The sequence below is a fragment of the Lelliottia sp. EB106-05-01-XG201 genome (genome assembly GCF_058791735.1).
The window spans coordinates 73,475-89,561 of the sequence record NZ_JBYTDV010000002.1 but is presented as its reverse complement, the minus strand read 5'-3'; the positions used below and the strand labels follow the sequence as shown (position 1 = coordinate 89,561).

The following is a 16,087-nucleotide window of genomic DNA, read 5'->3' as shown; positions in this document are numbered from 1 at the left end:
GGCGGCCTGTTCTTATGGCGGCCGGGTGTTGTTTTCTATGGTGCATGCGTTATAATCCTTCACAGGCAACGCGCCTGCTTTTGGACCCCCTGATATCTGACTCTTCCGCCAAGTTGATGACAGATTTCGGGGGGTTTGTGCATTCAGGCTCCGGAAAACTCCGTTACCTGCTCCTGAACGTTTTACTGGATACGTCCTATCCCTGTTCGTTTCCGGAAGTCCGCATTACTCCCGAATAACCATCTTCTGCCACCCGCCTGCTTCACCACAAAGCAGTCAAACGCTAGTTTGAGTTAGGTCACAAAATTAATCTGAATCAACAATCTGTCCCACCACAAGACGATCGCCGAGGATCCGAATATTACCTTCCCGGCAGTTTTTTTTCCAGACGTATGACCAGATTGCCTGTCATTGTATGCGTATTAACTGCGCGAAGGTTATTTAGCCGGCAGCGCTCGCCGCAGTATCTGGCCGACAGGACAGATCGAGGAAGCGCAGGGGAACGGGTGTAAAATAATGGCGGGTACGTCCGAAAGCTGAAAAGCACCCTCTGGCGGGAGAATGCCTCAGCTAAATACTCACTTCGCGAATGTCGCTTTTTGAATGGCGGCCAGCAGTTTTTCAGCTGTCCCCGCTTCCGGGAAAACGGTGATGGTATCCGGGGTTGCGCCAGTGAGAGGCATCACGATGACACCAGGGGTCCCTGTCAGGCCGAGGGATTCTGCCAGCGTGCTGTTTTTTTCCAGTATGGTCGGGTGACTGGCCTCGTTCGTGGCATTAACACCCGCTTTTGTTGCTGCCGCCTGAATATCTCCAGCGGTCAGATTTCCCTCATGATGACCGGTGGCATAGATAGCGTTATGGTAGGTTACATAGGCCCCTGGCCCTTTTTCTTTCCATACCGCCAGGCCCTGATGTGCCGCCTGCAGGGATGCTTCCCAGCGACTGCCAAAGATGGGCCATTCTTTAAAGATATAGCGGACATCCGGCTGAGCTTTCATGACTTTGTTCAGCTCCGGCGCAAACTGACTGCAAAACACGCACTGATAGTCAAAGAACTCGATGACGGCTACCCTGGCACCTTCCGGTCCGGTCGTCGGCGTGTCCGGGTCCTGAAGTAATTCAGTCTGATGTTCCATGACGTTCAGGGCGTATAACTTCTGCTTACGCAGTTGCTGTTGCTCCTGCAGTTTCTGACTGACCGTAACCAGTATTTCTGGGTGGGTCACCAGATACCCGGCGGCAAGTTCCCCGATCCTGGCCTCCTGCTCGGGCGTGAAGACCGGCTGAGGTGCCGAGGCCTGCGCCATGAAATTAAAACTAATGTATGTTGTAACTATTAAAGCGGTCAGTGTCTTCTGTTTCATCTGTGTTATCTTCCTGTCCTGAGATTAGCGTTCTTTCTGGATGGTATGGGTGAGGGTCTGTTCTTCGCGCTCCGGCATTCTGCCGCGCTCATTGTTGTTTGCATGGCGAACCATTTCACGATCTGCACTGGCCAGCTCACTGACGACACGTGATGCCCGTTCACGTTCGCCTGGCGCATTATCCGGCAATGCATTTTCACCACGCACACGTTCCGCCAGTTTCTGTTCATGACCGTCTTCGCGGTCATTATTTCGTACCGTTGCCAGCAGACTGTCATCCGGTGTCAGTGGCTCAGGTTTGACCGGATTCAGGTCTTCCGGTCGCAGCGTCACCACCTCCTCGGCCGGGAGAACGATGCGCTGCGGTTGATTCTCTTCCTGACGGGCCGCCTCCTGCGCACGTATCAGCTCCGCCTGCTTCTGTTCAGCCTGTTGACGTTCATCCTGTCCACTCAGGTCGGACAGCGCGAGTCGCTGCTCATCAGCCTGTCGCACACCCCCGGTCACCTTCAGCAGATGGGCTGACGGTGACTCGGTCCCGGTCTGCCACACCACGCCATCCTTTGGATTCGCTTTCACCGCCTCAAGTGCCGCGTTCAGGTCACTGACCACAAGGGTGTTGCCTGACTGGCTCCGCTGAAGGACAGCCCCGCGTGCCCGGTCAGTCATGACCATACGGGTGTCACCCTGTGTCAGCCGGCCCTCCGGGCTGGACACCAGGGAGACCAGGGCCAGACCCGCACTTTTACCGTTGTTGTCATAGACCGGAAGCGCGAGTGCCGGCTCCGGAAAACGTCGTGTGGCCGGAATGACTTTCGCCGTCAGCGATGCGTCGCCCATCCCCTGATGGCGCACCCAGGCACGACCAATGGCGGTTTTTGTGACCGGCTGACCCATTGCCCAGATAGCTTTCGCCTGTTTACGCTGCGTTTCTGGCTGCAGTGCATCGTGCGCGGTTTTAATATCGCGCTCTGGTGACGTGACCGCTTTCACCCAGTCCGCCTTACCGTCCGTGTAAATCTGCACATGCTCCTTTGCACGGGAGGCCGAAATGTAAAACGCACGACGGGTAGCCAGCGCCTTGCGTCCCTTGTCGGTCCCTTCCAGGGAAATCACATAATCCGTACTGGTCCCCTGCGCCCCGAAACCGGTCACGGCCCAGGCATAATCAAGATGCTGCTGCGCCCGGATCTGAGTCGGGTTGATGGTCACAAGACCGTCCGCACCCCGCAGGCGAATATTTCCCGTCTCGCTGACGCTGTCGACCGTAAAACGCTGGTTAGCGGTCTGGCCCTGCTCACGGTCCGTGGCTGTAAACCGCAGCAGATCGCCCTGCCGGACCTCAATGTTATGACGCTTAAACAGCTGCACGTCGCCGGTTATCAGCTCTTTAGGGGAATACATTCCGATTTTACCCTCTTCATCCCGCACCGTGACCGTGCTCCCCTTACGGTCGACCGCCACAACGTCCTGGTAGCGATCGCCACGTTTTACCACCATGCCCGTCTGCCAGGCGTCCGTTTTGTTAAAGGCATGCCGGGTATGCGTGATTTTGTCGAGGACAGGGACGGTGACCGCTTTCTCACCCAGTTCGCCGCGTTTGGTCAGCTGCGCGTGAATACCGGCATTCACCGCCTGCCGGTCAGCGTTAAGCTGGGTAATGATAAGGGTTCGTGCCCGGGCATCATCCGTGCGCCCTATCCAGTCACTGACAATGTCGTCAACCGGCGAGGCGGTTTCCTGAAATGCCCCCTCCGGCACTGTTGCCTCCGGCTGCCGCCCAACCCGTTCTGCTGGCTGAGCCTCAATGCGTTTTAAAGCCGCATCGATGCGATTATCAATGATGTCGTGAACCGCTCCGCGTAGCTGCACGTCTTTCTGACGCACAATTTCTTTCATAATGGCCACATCCATCGGGCTGCGCTCCTGCATCAGCTTAAAGGGCGCGCCAGAATCCACCGCTTCGAACTGGTCAATATCCCCCATCGAGACCGCACGCCCGCCGCCGGTTGCGATGGCCTGAAACAGAGCGGCGGTGTCCTGGTTGCCGGCCATCGACGATTCGTCAATCAGGAAGACCTGGCCTTTGTAGTCCGGTTTTTCACCGGCAGCGGTGGCCTGGTCATGCTCCACAATAAAGGACTTGATGGTCTGCGCCGTCACACCCACCTCGCTCATCTCTTTCACGGCCTGATGCGTTGGCGCCAGACCCGTCAGGGTGGGGCGGGCATCGGGCGGCAGCGTCCCGAGCGCGGCCACGACCGCTTTCACCTGCGTGGTTTTCCCCACACCGGCATAACCCTGAATACCGGTAAACTGGTCGGTACTTCCCAGAACCAGCGACGTCGCCGATTTTTGTCCTGCGGTCAGACCGTTGAAAACGTCTTCTGGCACCTTATCAAGCAACGGAACCTGTGTGTTTTTACCCTCGTCAACAGTGCGCAGAATGGCTTTTTCCATTTCCCAGGTCGCACGGGCGACCAGTTTTGGCTCCCCCCCTGCGGAAACCCGCATCAGCTCCCCGCTTTTCACCATCGTGCTAATTTCATGGCCGATATCATCAAAGTCGGGATGGTACTTCTGTGCCTCGTCAGCCAGCGTCAGTTCACTGAACACCACGCTGCGCTGGTCGTTTACAGCACGCCACACGGCCAGCCCGGCGTCGGTACGTACACTGTCATGAAGCTGGTTGACCGCCTCGCTCACCTCTTCCCTGCCACTTAGGGTGCGAACCAGATTCACGGGAGAGGCATTTGTTTTCATGCGCAGCAGCCGGGTTTCTGCCTTATCCTGGACTTCGGCGGTAAAGATTTCGGCACGATGGCCACTTTGTGCCAGCGAGTTCATGGTCTGAGAGGAGATATCCCGGCTGTTAAGTGCGGCCAGGACCACCCCAGTGTCGTTATCTCGCCCCCCCGGCGCACTGACCCAGGCGTGCGAGACATACAGGGGCTGGTCTTTTGGCAACGTCAGGATGTCATCCCCCCGCTTCACCTCAATCCCTTTTTCACTGATGCCGGTGACTTCCAGGCGATCTTTGGCTTTCAGGCTGTGTTCACGGTCGCCCGCCACGGCCAGCAGTTTTTCGCCGGTGGCCACGCTGAGCGTTTCACGGCTGAACAGTCGCCAGTCGGCGCTGACATCCCCGATTTTCATGCGGGTCAGCACACCATCCCCGTCAATGAGCGAGAGCACTCTGGTGTCCTCATGCACCCGGTCAATCACGTATGACTGGCGCGTTCTGGCATCACTGCGATCCTCAAGCACCATGCCGGGCCGGTACGAGCCGGGCATCCGGCGGGTTTTACTGTCGAGCCAGACCGGCTGACGTGCCTCGATGTCCACACCGTCCCGCCCCAGCTGGCCAGCATTCTGTAGCGCATCACGGATAAGCCCGGTCAGATGGGTCTGTTCGCGCTTACCGACCACCACGGCGGTGACATTTTCGGCGCCGCCACTCAGCTCCGCAAAGCGGTTCGCCAGCGCCTCATAGCGATCGCGTTTGTTGGCGATACTGACCACGTCAGCCTCAAGCCCCGGCGTCGGTTCAGTGCGGCGTGAACGGACCACACCGGCTGACTCCAGTACCGACATGGCATTGCCGTTCGCCTGACGACCGGCACTGTCCAGAAAGACCAGCTGCGCATCCTGCGCGCGCGCTTCGCCCAGCAGGACCAGCGTCTCCTTAAGCCCCAGCCGCTCTGCCCCCTCAATAATCAGCGTACTCTGGGGCTTCAGATGAAAATCCCCGCTCAACACATGCTGGCGACTGATAATACGCTCACGCAGGTCATCGGATTTTCCCAGCGAAATAGCACGTTCGGCAGAGCTGGCCAGCACTCTGACGTCACGCCCTTGCGCAGCTGATATTCCGGTCAATTGTGTCGTCAGATCGCGAATACCGGCCACGCCTGACGGGGCATTCATCAGCACCAGTGGCGAGGTCTCCACCACTGCCAGGGCGGGAGGGGCATACTGTTCCGGCCGGCTGAAAGCCACAACCGGTGTGGCTTTGAGATGTTCCTGGCTGAGTGCCTGAATGCAGAGTTCATCCAGCAGATGAATACGGGATGTGAACACCCCTTTTTCGCTGTCCAGGGGGACTATCATGCCGTCTTTCAGCGCCGTATCGATGGCCACGCGGATATCCTTAATCTCAGGTAGATGTTCGCTCAGTTCAGCGGTCGTCAGCATCAGCTCCCCAAAGGTAAAGCGGGTTTTACCGTCACTGAGTTGCGAGATGGCCAGCCGCATCGCCTCAGCCAGATCGGGCTGCGGTATCTCAGCATGAAGGGGCTGTATCTGGGGGGACGTTCTGCTGACAGGCATTTTTTCGGCATCAGCCCGTCCCGGCTGACTCAGGGTGTCAGTCTGACGTGATTCAGGCTGACGTGAGGCTCTGTCCCGCGCTGCCGGCTGCACAGGTGATTCAGGCCCTTTTTCCGGTCGTGGTGTCTGCCCTGACGGCGTCATTGCACCCGGTTCTGCACGGCCGGGAGTGTCCAGTAAACCCCGTTCCTGCTGTGGCGGTGTGCCACGTGCTGCGGCTTCGCGCGGGACCACGCTTTCCTGATAGGCTTTCAGGTCGAATCCCTTCTCTTTCATCTGCCCGAGCCACCGATCCATCAGACGAAGTCGTGACGGATCGACTTTCGCCTGACGGGTATCCTTTGCCGCCACGTCACGACTGCGCAACGTGGCCTCCGCCCCGACAGCCCCCTGAATTTCACGGCCGCGGGAGGAATATTCATCCCGGACGTCCTCCGGTACCCCCTTGATTTCCCACATGCCATGTTTCCCGACTTCCTCCACGTCATGGCCCAGCGCCTCCACGCGCTGGCGCAATGCGCTCCGATAGATTTTCCCGAGAGTGACCTGCATTTTCATGACCGTTTCGATAAAGCCGGCATCGTGGATGTAGTCCGTGGCCAGCGCTTTCCACTTCCCGCCCTGCTCAGTCATATTGGCAATCAGCAGGTGCGTGTGCAGCTGAGGGTCCAGGTTGCGCGAAGTGTCGTGAGTGAACGCAGCGGCCACCATTTTGCCGGTGTGAACAATAGAGGTGACACCGTCTTTCGTGTCACGCGCAGAAATCAGCTTCTCAACGTAGCCCGCCGCCACACGAACAGCGTGGTTGTGGGCCTCCACCATCTCTTTATCGCCACCAATCAGGCCCAGGATGGACACGCTTTTAGGTGCTGAGAAAGTCAGGTCATGGCCGGGACGGTGAACGTGGTTGCCGTTAATCTCCTTGCCCAGACGGGAACCGTCAGGCAGACGCCCCTCGAGCACGGACGTAAGGTCATCTCCCCGGACATTGCCCTCGAGGCCGAGGTCTTTCGCCCCCTCACCCAGCCAGAGACTTTGTAAATTGCCGAGGAAATAGTAGTTGTCGGAATTGCTGTAGTAGCCGGCAGCGGTGCCGGCTGAGGCGATGGGGGCGACTGACATCATAGTTCAGGCTCTCTTTCTTCATAGTATTGGTCGTAGTCGCTGTACCCAGGGTCTTCCGGGTCACGGTGACGTAAAATGTTTTCTTCATCCTGTGCCAGTCGGCGGTTGACCTTATGGTCTTCTGCAGGCCTCTCATCAGGGGCCGTTTTACCCGCTGTGGTGACAGCCAGCCCCCCATCAGCTCGCTCTGTTACGTGCATGTCCAGATTCATTGACTCGCCACCTGCTTGCGTATCGTCTTCCGTTGCATTTGCGCTACCCGCGCCGGTCGTCAGACGCCGCTGCAACATATCCAGTGCCCCGGAAGGGGGCTGTGCGACTGGGGTCATGCGACTCTGGAGTTTTTCCAGTGCTGAGGACACTGGCTCTCTGCTCGTGACAGAAGGAGCAGGGATTTCAGGCACAGGCCGGGAAATGTGAAGCGGGACGACATTACTTTTCTCTGGCACAGTGACAGGGGCTGTCACCGAACTGTGCCTCTGTGGCATCGAAGGTGGCGCGGTGGTAATGGGAGACGGTGTCACTGCCGGCGTGGTGTGCAAGGGTATCAATGGTTCTGGGATGATGGGAGCGGCCGACGCAGCTTGAGGCGCAGTAGAGATGCTGGCCGTCGCTGAAGACGCCGAAACTGAGGACGAACTGTCCAGATCGCTGCCCTTTTCCAGCCATTCATCACCTGTCGGGAAGGCGACACCGGCGACACTCGCGGCCCGTTCATTGTCCTGAATCACCTTTTCAAGCTCCGGACTCAGGGCATCCCGGATGTTGCGCTCTATCAGGCCAGGATGATGTTTTTTCTGCTCACGGTATTTCAGCTTCAGGCGAACAACCGGATACTCGCCTGGCAGGCGGACATAGAAACTCAGGTTGGGCAGGCGCATCACCTGCTCGTAATCGACAATCGGGTTGTTGACCTCATCTTTCCCGAGTGACACACCGTCTCGCACCTGGTCAAGACCGTAGCTGTTTTGCTCGCGGATTTTTCGCTTACGCTGGTTGCCCAGTTCTTCTTCCACCACTTTGGCCATCTCCGCACTCGGAGAACGCCCGTACATACGGGTGTTCATCAGGTCGAAGATGCTTTTGGCCAGTTCACGTCCGTAAACGTGGACCAGTTGCGCCATGTTCTGCATACCGAGCACAAAACACCCGCCGAACTTACGCGCTTCAGCCAGGGTCTCCGCCAGTTCAGGGATACGCTGCAGGCTGGGGGTTTCATCGATGATGAACCAGACCCGGCGGTCGCTGTTTTCTCCCATGCTCTGCAACATCATGGTGGCCAGCGACACCCAGAGCGAAATCAGCGGTCGCACACTTTTGCGATGTCTGGCCTGTGTGGAGATAAAGAGCCAGCTGTTGTCGTGCTCCTCCTTCGTCATCCATTCCCGGATAGTAAACGGCGGTTTGACACCATTATCCAGTCCCTGCAGGTAGCGAAGCGACTTGGCATAGTTCGTCACCACGGAACGAATTGAGATCGCCGTCTTCTCTATTTTCTCTTCAACCAGGTTGGCCGACGGGGTGTTGGCCAGATAGCCGCGCAGACTTCTCATGTCCAGCGACAGCAGGGTTCTGAGGAATTTCTCTATGCTCCTGTCCGGGTCAACCGACATGCGAATAGCCAGGTCGGCGAAGATGGTACGCGAGCTTGATACCCAGAACGGATCTGACTCACCTTCAACCGGGATCAGACTGGCCGACATATTGTCGTAGTCGACCGCATCCACGCATTCTCCCCACAGATGCCAGTTGGCACAGCGCTCGTCATGGGCATTCAGGATAAAATCGGTGGCGGGGTTATAGTGGGTTTCAGTGAAGGTACAGCCGGAATCGTAGATGATGGCCCGGTCGCCACGCTTACGGATGTAATCCAGCAACCAGCGGATCAGCGTCGACTTACCGACGCCGATTGTACCGTGCATCAGAAAGTTCATGACTTCAGCCATCCTGACCATGTGCAGGTCACCCACTCGCAAATCGGACAGTTCGCCGTTCTTGCGCAGCAGCTGGTTCACTTCAGCTGGCTTGTCTGTCAGCAACATGCCGGAAAGGTACTCATCCTCGCTCTCCCGACGTCCTATGCCCACAATGTACCAGGTCACGGCGAGAAACACGGCCAGACACGCTGCCCCACTTATCAGCGCAGCCCACTGCAACTCACTCAGGAGCTGTTCGCTCATTGCAATCATGTAGGGGTCTTTGAATACCTGGGCCAGCGTCATTTTGAGCAGCATCGGTGTCCCCGTTGGGGCGTACCAGTAGTGAACGTCGTAAATTTTTGGCGCACTGCCCGGCATCAAATCAATAAAGCTGTTGTTCATCCAGGCAAACCACCACAGAGAGCCGTTATCCAGCGTCTCCTGCGGTATGCGCCAGAAAAAAATGACCGTTGCCAGCACCCCAAACAGAATGAAAATCCAGTAACTAATCCAGTTATTCACCTGAAGGAACATGCGCCAGCGGTAGGCGGTCATCTGCCCGCCCTGAGTAAGATTTTTGCCTGCGAAGCTCATAGAATATGTCCGGCAGTCATCGCATCACCGGGACGGTAACGTGACTGATTGAGAGGTTAAGATTGAATACCCGGCGCTCGCCGCAGACATGGCTGCGCTGGCGCAGCCATGCGAGGAAGCGAAATATCACGGGACTGACTGAAAGCACTGACGCACCCGGTTTAATACAGGCAGGTCGTTAACAGGTTAAAACAGAAAGAAGGGCTGTGACGGGCGCCACAGCCGCAGGTGATTACATAATGCCGGTAATGGATTTGGCCAGTTGCGCCTCCAGCACAGGCTTCGCCTCTTCGAACTTGAGGTTGACCTTGTTCGCATTAGAGACCACGCGGGTCTGGTATTTGGCACGGTTGCCCTGCTCAGTGCTGGTCTGAACCTTGACGCCTGATGTGCCCTGCTTCAGAGCGGCAATATTGTCAGTCGTAACAGTCGCTTTGCTGCGCTCAGAAATCTGCAGATCGGTCACCATCGTGAAATTCACGTCTTCAACCATCGAATCAGCCGCCAAACCAATCAGGCCACTCGCCAGACCAACACCGAGAGTCGCACCCGCTGACGCTGAGTTGTAGGCGGTAATACCCGCGCCCAGTGCTGCACCTGTGGCAGCCCCTTCATATCCGGTGCTGAGGAATCCCTGAGAGGCACGTAAATCCATTTTTTCAGCTTTCAGGACGTTAGCCTGAACCCAGTAGTACGCATCTTCCGGGGAGTGAGTGACACGATAGCCTTTAGCCGACAGCGCATTTGAAATCTGCGTTTCGAGTCCTGACATATCCTGATCTGAAGTATTGCGCACCTGGAGGTATACGGTTTTCTCCGACGACGGCTCCAGCCAGACGGTCTGACTCATCTGTGTTTTGACATCAAGATTACGTTTCTTCACGGCTGTCGACATTGCGCCGCAACCTGAGAGAGCAAGAGTAGAAGCCACTAAGCCAACAACGGCATATTGTTTTGTTTTCATGATATTTCCTGTGCATAAAAAAGTCCTGTTAACGGCGTCGCGCTAACAGGACTGGTATTGGATGATTTGAAGGGTATTAAATGAAAGTGAAGTTAGGATAAAAGTCAGGCAGCAAAAAGGGGCTGAAAGCCCCTTTCTTAGTAACCCCGATTCGGGTCGTAGGTATTAGATGGTTCGTTAAAGTTGGTTCCCCAACTATTCCCATGTATATCAAGTCCAGACATTCCGCCAATCATCGGTATTCCAGAAGATGGGTTAATATCTACTCCATGACTGAAATCAGGGTTGGCAAAGTCATTAGAGGCATTTGCCAGAGGTATAACCGATGCACTTACATCAGCTCCAGAACATGAATTCAAAGAAAATTCTTTAAGTGGATATGAGCCATTACTGGAAATACTAATGTACTGTTTCACTTCGTTTTCAGACAACCGATGTGCTCTCCCACCCTTGATTCTGTAGAGCACGCCGGTATCTTTCTCTTTTACAAAATTATTCTTAGTAGCTGCGATTCTAAACGCAAAAAATAATGCTGTAACCGAATGAATACCTACGCCAGTTATAAGTGCCGTCTCAGCATCTTTGCCCACGAAAAATGCAAGGAAAAGAAGTGCGCTCGAAAGAATACCATTGAATAACAGCACTACTTTTATACTTATTTCAGTCCTTTTTTTTATCAATTGTACAAAGCAAGCGAGATACAGGAACGTTGCAAAAAATGAAAGCATAGCGCCTTTTAACCAAAACCCATCATGAACAACATGCTGCATGTAAAGGACATATAGCACATAGAAAAACGTTGGCAGCCAACAAAAATATGGACTCGCTTTAGTATTCATCTGTCATCAACCTCCCGCTTTCTTCCTTAGTTCATTAAGCCTGTTATTTATCTCATCTTGATGAAGGTCATTAAACGGATTTAACTTACTTGACTGATCAAGTTCTGCTTCTGCCCGACCACGCTGGAATTTCCCTTGCGCGCTTGAATCTTCTCCTTTAAGAATATCACTGGATGCCTGAACAGTGGATTGTTTTTTCCCAATTTCACTAGCAGATTCATTGATATTACGCTCATTTTCAGATCTTTGTTCCGCAGCCCGACGCTGTATCTCATTTTGTGGACCAAAATTCTGACCTGATTGCTGCTGCAGTTTTTCCTGATTTTCCTTATGAGCGTTTTGCATTTCATTGCCTGAAACACGCCCCCCCAGAACTCCACCGGCTGACTCGCTCAGATTATTACCCACTTCATTTCCACCCCTTTCCGCCCCAGAGACGTGATTGTTACTACGATGGCTGGAATTCACTTGCGGATATTGTCCCGAATAGTCATCAGCACTATTTACCTGATGGTTTTCGCGATGACCACCATCACTAACACGGGAGGCTCCTGATACCTGGCCAGCGTCACTAACTCGAGAAGCTCCCGATACTTGAGATGTCCCAGAAGTCCCTTCCAGCAGGTTACCTTCACCAGTAACAGTCTCACTATCATGGTGGCCAGTTGGTGCGCCACGTTGTATTCCGTCAACCGTAGACTGACGATTTCCCTGATATGTCCCTCCGGATTGAATTTCATAAGGCGATCCGGATGAACTCACATCGGAAGAGCCAGAACCGGTAGGGCGATTTACGTCCATGTCCTGTTCCCGTGAAACTGTTGATGGCTGGACAATATGCTTGCCGCTAAAAGCTTCGTGTTCGGCTCCACTTGATAAATCAGAACGGCCTTGCTGATAGTCACCCGTAATTTCTGGTTTCAGGCGTTCGTTCACAAACTCCATTGCAGCTTCACGGGCACTAGGCGCGCTGGTTAACATTGCCTGAGCTTTATCACCGTACTTGTTGCCCGCCCAGTCAACAAACTCCTGCGTATAGTTGGTATCGAGGCTTGCGCTTTCATTCTGCGCCAGCGTCGCCATACGGCTAAATTCGTTGCTGTTCGTTGAGCTGGTTGTGTACTGATGATACTGACTTTGGGCATCATTCAGGGTCGCCGCAAACTGCTGCACGTTGCTGGTTGCTGCATTCTCTGTATGGTTTGAACCATCCGTCACACGACTGCTGGTAACCATATCCATCCCCTGACGGAAATCATTAACTGCCTGACTGTTCTTATCGTGCCGCATGTCCTGGGTATGTGAATCAGAATTCTGAGTACCGCGCGAGCTTCCTGTCGAATGACGAAGATCGGTGGCCAGACTGCCTTCCGCCCCTGCTTTAACCACGCCGAGATTAATGCCCACTCCCCCAGTAGTCTTGACACCTGCACTCATCGAGCCCTGATTACTGATGTCCATTAAGGAGTTATAAGCCTCCTGCGTAGAGATATTATTTGCTTTCGCATAACTCTCCGCTGCCGACATCATCATGCTGGCGCCGCGCGTCGCGTTGGTGGCCTGGCTATTTTCACTCCCCTTGCTCAGGCTGTCGCTGGTACCCGTCTGATTAGAGAGTTGCGAGAGCTGTGACCAGCCGCTCGTCACACTGTGGTTGTATCCATCCAGAGCCGTCTGCGCCTGTACCTGCGACTGACGTGCAGATTCCTGGAATCCACTACTGGCCAGCTGGCTGAGCTTCATGTTCACCGGCAAATTCGACATCGCACCGGAGCCGTCGATGACGGTGTGGCCACCGGCTGTCTGGGTCTGTGTCGAACCGTTATCCGCCTGCCATGTCTGCTGCCCCTGGCGTTGCACAAGATTGCTGTCCATTTTGTTCTGACTGAGGTTGTCCATCGACATGTTATTGAACGACCAGTTGCCGTCTGCGGTTGTCGCGGAAACACCGGCCGAGGTAAATGCCGCCGAACTGAGTACACTGCCGGCAACCTGAGAGCCGATCGCGGATGCCCCTTTGGTGAGATAGAAAGACAATACCGGTATCGACAGCGCCAGATATCCGGCAAGGTTGGCCACATCAGAATGCTGTAGTGCGACGATGTTTTTATTTGCGAGTACCAGTGGTGTGCCCCCTGTCTGGGACAGCAGCCAGTAGTTTGAGGCATAGTTCAGAATGGCAAACATAATCGGCCACATCTGGAAATAGATGAATCCCCCAATGTAGATCTTCAGGGTATTCAGCCCAAACATACTGTGGTTTGAAGCCGCAAGTGCAATCATCAGCGGGAACAAACACACCAAAATCAGCATCAGCAGCGACTGCGCAAACGGCAGTGTCCGGGTGGCCAGTTCATTACCTGCCGCCCAGCTGAGTCGCTGTTTGGTCGCAGCATTTTCCGTGGCGAGGTTCAGCAGGTTAGCGGTATCTGAAGAACGCGCGGCAAAACCTTTAATGCCCTGACGCACCGCGCTGTTGGTGATGTTGTTCTTCATGATCTGCGCAGCCGTCATCCCCCCGGCATAGAAGTAACCATAACTCTCGCCCATGGCACTGGACAGGAGACTGGCTCCGTTCAGCTTGTTGCCGAACACCTTACGGGTCAGCCAGGTAAAAGTGGCGCTACCAGGGCTGGCATCCGTTGTCGCCAGCGTTTTTATTTCTGTTGCCGCCTGCTGGCACGTCAGAAACTGACGTGAAGTTGAGGTCATTTTAAAAATGCCCCGGAGTGGACTCGGGTTGCTGGTGATCAACGTCAGCGGGTCAGTGGAATTGAGCAACTGGTTAATGGTGTACTTGCCATTCAGCAGAATGTCGCCAATAACGCAGTTTTCAACGTAGTCCGGTAGCATCTGTGCCAGCTCCGGGTTCTGCGTGGTGAAGTCGCTCGTCTCCGCCACAATCTGTGAACCGAAAAGCATTCCGGTTTTGCTGTAGGTCACCGAGTCTGGCCGCGCCATGAGAGAGTCGTACAGCGACGTCATTTTGTACCCGATACTGGTCGTGAGTGACGCGATCGCCGCCAGCCCCACCGGAACATTATCCGTTTTCCAGACTGCAGCAGGGTCGGAGATATCGATCACCTGCACGGAACGTTTTGGCACCACGAGGATAGTAGTGACCAGCATGAAAATGGCCAGCCACTGCACAAACACCATCGGGTTGCGTTGTTTAATGAAGGTCAGCACGACGGCCAGCACTGCAAAGGTGCCAGCCATACGCATCAACGTGCTGAACGAATTTGAACCGATGAGGGTGACAACGGCGTCCAGCGCCGTTTTCCACATCCCTCCACCATAGATTGTGTAGATCTCAAGCATCAGCGATCACTCCAGTGGTAGTTGCTCTGATACGAGCCTGAAACGATGGTGGATACCTGCTGTTGCAGGTACTGCATATTGCGGTCAATCCCGTCGAGTGCATTTTGGTCCGCTGCCGACTGCAGCTTCATGTCAGCCAGCAGCCCCTGCGCATGAATGACGTTATCACGCAGTTTGGCGGCCGCTTCTTCAGGAAAATTTTTGCCGGCGAGAGACAGACTGGCCTGCTTAACCAGCTCCTGCAGATACTGAATCATCAGGTCCTGGGCAATAAAGTCCGCCACCTGCAGCAGGTAGGTCGCGCTCATCCCCATGCTCTGGGCATTGGTCAGATACTTCAGTACCGGTACGGATGTTGTGTTCACAAATCCTTTTTCCTGATCGGTCAGCGCCTTGTCATCAACCAGCTTGTTCTGCATCGAAAGCATCAGGTTCTTAACGAGCGTGACCAGACCATTCGACTCGGTGATAGTCAGGTCTTTAACGGTCGGTCCCAGGCACAGCGTCGCCTCGTCGCAGCCGTATACCTTCGCCGTTCCGCCCCGCATCAGCACCTTGATCAGGTCCCGGTTGTCGACCAGCGGCGTCAGAATGGTGACGTCACCTGACTTGTTGAAGATAATGGAGCCCACGGTACTCATCACTAGCTCTTTCAGTGCACGATCATTTGCTAGCAGTCCGTTCTTACTGAGCGTGTCCCAGATAAGGTTTTTGTTCTTCAGCACCTGATCTTTCTGGTCATCGCTTGCTTTGTTGGTGACCGTGTCGCTCTTGCCCCCTACGGTGCAGCCCTGCCGGGATGCCGCCCAGTCCGCAAACATGTTGGTTTCACCGGCAATGTCCTGACAGATTTTCTGCTGTGACACCTGAGTCACGGGCCACAACCCGCCGATAATGCCTTGAGCCGCCTGACACGAACTCATGTTCATGCTGTTCACGTCACTGGCCAGCTTCTGCAGGAAGTCTTTTGCCTGTTTCAGCTCAGGGACCATCGTCTGCAGGGCAAGGTCAAAGGCATAGCCGGCGGCGTTGCTCATGATTTGCTTCACAAAGCGCTGAATTTCCTCACCGCTGATCATGCTGAATGCCCCCAGATAGGAGTCGATTCCACCGCATCCGGCATTCAGTGAAGGAAGCTGCATCGAGATCAGCTGAACATTTTTGACGGGATTACGCAGATATACCGACCCACCTGAGAAGTAGCCGGCCGCCTGTCCCTGCCAGGCCTGCGCCTGGGAAACGTTGCCGCTGTATCCGAGGCTGCCGAAGAAACCGTTCAGGTCACCATTCACATCGGCCTGAGCAGGCAGTGCGGCCAGCCCCGCCAGGAAAATACCGGCGGCAGTTATCAGTGACTTAACCATGCCGGACCTCCACGTCCTGTGTTTTCTGTAGTGATATACGCAACGCGTAGTGGCCAGTGGCAGAAACAATAAATCCGCCGCTCAATGAGATCAGAAGCAACACGGGGAAGTCCTGCAGGTATGTCGTCAGTTCTGGACGTGAAAGCGCCCTGACGATTCGTGAAGCGAGCGTGCCGTAGAAAGCCGCTGACACCAGTAACGTCACGCTAAACAGCAGCCACACGCGCTCGGTACGCGACAACGCATACGTATATGTAGTCATTTT

At 55.0% G+C, this 16,087-nt stretch carries 8 protein-coding genes; all 8 read right to left on the bottom strand.

The annotated features are described in order from the left end of the window. Nucleotides 1-578: 578 nt before the first annotated feature. A complete protein-coding gene (locus AC3WS9_RS23000) occupies nt 579-1,367 on the bottom strand; it encodes a DsbA family protein (protein ID WP_492490459.1) in 789 nt (262 codons plus the stop codon). 24 nt (nt 1,368-1,391) lie between these two features. Next, nucleotides 1,392-6,821, bottom strand: coding sequence for a conjugative transfer relaxase/helicase TraI (traI, locus tag AC3WS9_RS22995; RefSeq protein ID WP_492490458.1), 5,430 nt, complete (start codon nt 6,819-6,821; stop codon nt 1,392-1,394). After that, nucleotides 6,818-9,334, bottom strand: a complete 2,517-nt coding sequence (traD, locus tag AC3WS9_RS22990) for a type IV conjugative transfer system coupling protein TraD (RefSeq protein ID WP_492490457.1) — start codon at nt 9,332-9,334, stop codon at nt 6,818-6,820. Before traD ends, traI begins: the two co-directional genes overlap by 4 nt. A gap of 232 nt (nt 9,335-9,566) precedes the next feature. Further along, a complete protein-coding gene (gene traT / locus AC3WS9_RS22985; RefSeq protein ID WP_492490456.1) occupies nt 9,567-10,298 on the bottom strand; it encodes a complement resistance protein TraT in 732 nt (243 codons plus the stop codon). Nucleotides 10,299-10,435: 137 nt separating this feature from the next. Continuing rightward, a complete protein-coding gene (locus tag AC3WS9_RS22980; protein ID WP_492490454.1) occupies nt 10,436-11,137 on the bottom strand; it encodes a hypothetical protein in 702 nt (233 codons plus the stop codon). Nucleotides 11,138-11,143: 6 nt separating this feature from the next. Next, nucleotides 11,144-14,458: a conjugal transfer mating-pair stabilization protein TraG gene (gene traG / locus AC3WS9_RS22975; RefSeq protein WP_492490452.1), complete on the bottom strand. Its 3,315-nt coding sequence runs from the start codon at nt 14,456-14,458 to the stop codon at nt 11,144-11,146. Then, the gene (traH, locus tag AC3WS9_RS22970; protein ID WP_100776912.1) at nt 14,458-15,822 is read right to left on the bottom strand and encodes a conjugal transfer pilus assembly protein TraH; all 1,365 of its coding nucleotides are present in this window, start codon (nt 15,820-15,822) and stop codon (nt 14,458-14,460) included. The genes traG and traH overlap by 1 nt, the downstream gene beginning before the upstream one ends. Then, the gene (locus AC3WS9_RS22965; protein WP_100776911.1) at nt 15,815-16,084 is read right to left on the bottom strand and encodes a hypothetical protein; all 270 of its coding nucleotides are present in this window, start codon (nt 16,082-16,084) and stop codon (nt 15,815-15,817) included. Before AC3WS9_RS22965 ends, traH begins: the two co-directional genes overlap by 8 nt. Between the last annotated feature and the right edge of the window lie 3 nt (nt 16,085-16,087).

What these genes read in the sequence shown, in the direction of transcription:
- traD (WP_492490457.1), bottom strand. Translation starts at nt 9,334, where the DNA reads ATGAGCTTCGCAGGCAAAAATCTTACTCAGGGCGGGCAGATGACCGCC.
- traI (WP_492490458.1), bottom strand. Translation starts at nt 6,821, where the DNA reads ATGATGTCAGTCGCCCCCATCGCCTCAGCCGGCACCGCTGCCGGCTAC.
- traG (WP_492490452.1), bottom strand. Translation starts at nt 14,458, where the DNA reads ATGCTTGAGATCTACACAATCTATGGTGGAGGGATGTGGAAAACGGCG.
- traT (WP_492490456.1), bottom strand. Translation starts at nt 10,298, where the DNA reads ATGAAAACAAAACAATATGCCGTTGTTGGCTTAGTGGCTTCTACTCTT.
- AC3WS9_RS22965 (WP_100776911.1), bottom strand. Translation starts at nt 16,084, where the DNA reads ATGACTACATATACGTATGCGTTGTCGCGTACCGAGCGCGTGTGGCTG.
- traH (WP_100776912.1), bottom strand. Translation starts at nt 15,822, where the DNA reads ATGGTTAAGTCACTGATAACTGCCGCCGGTATTTTCCTGGCGGGGCTG.
- AC3WS9_RS23000 (WP_492490459.1), bottom strand. Translation starts at nt 1,367, where the DNA reads ATGAAACAGAAGACACTGACCGCTTTAATAGTTACAACATACATTAGT.
- AC3WS9_RS22980 (WP_492490454.1), bottom strand. Translation starts at nt 11,137, where the DNA reads ATGAATACTAAAGCGAGTCCATATTTTTGTTGGCTGCCAACGTTTTTC.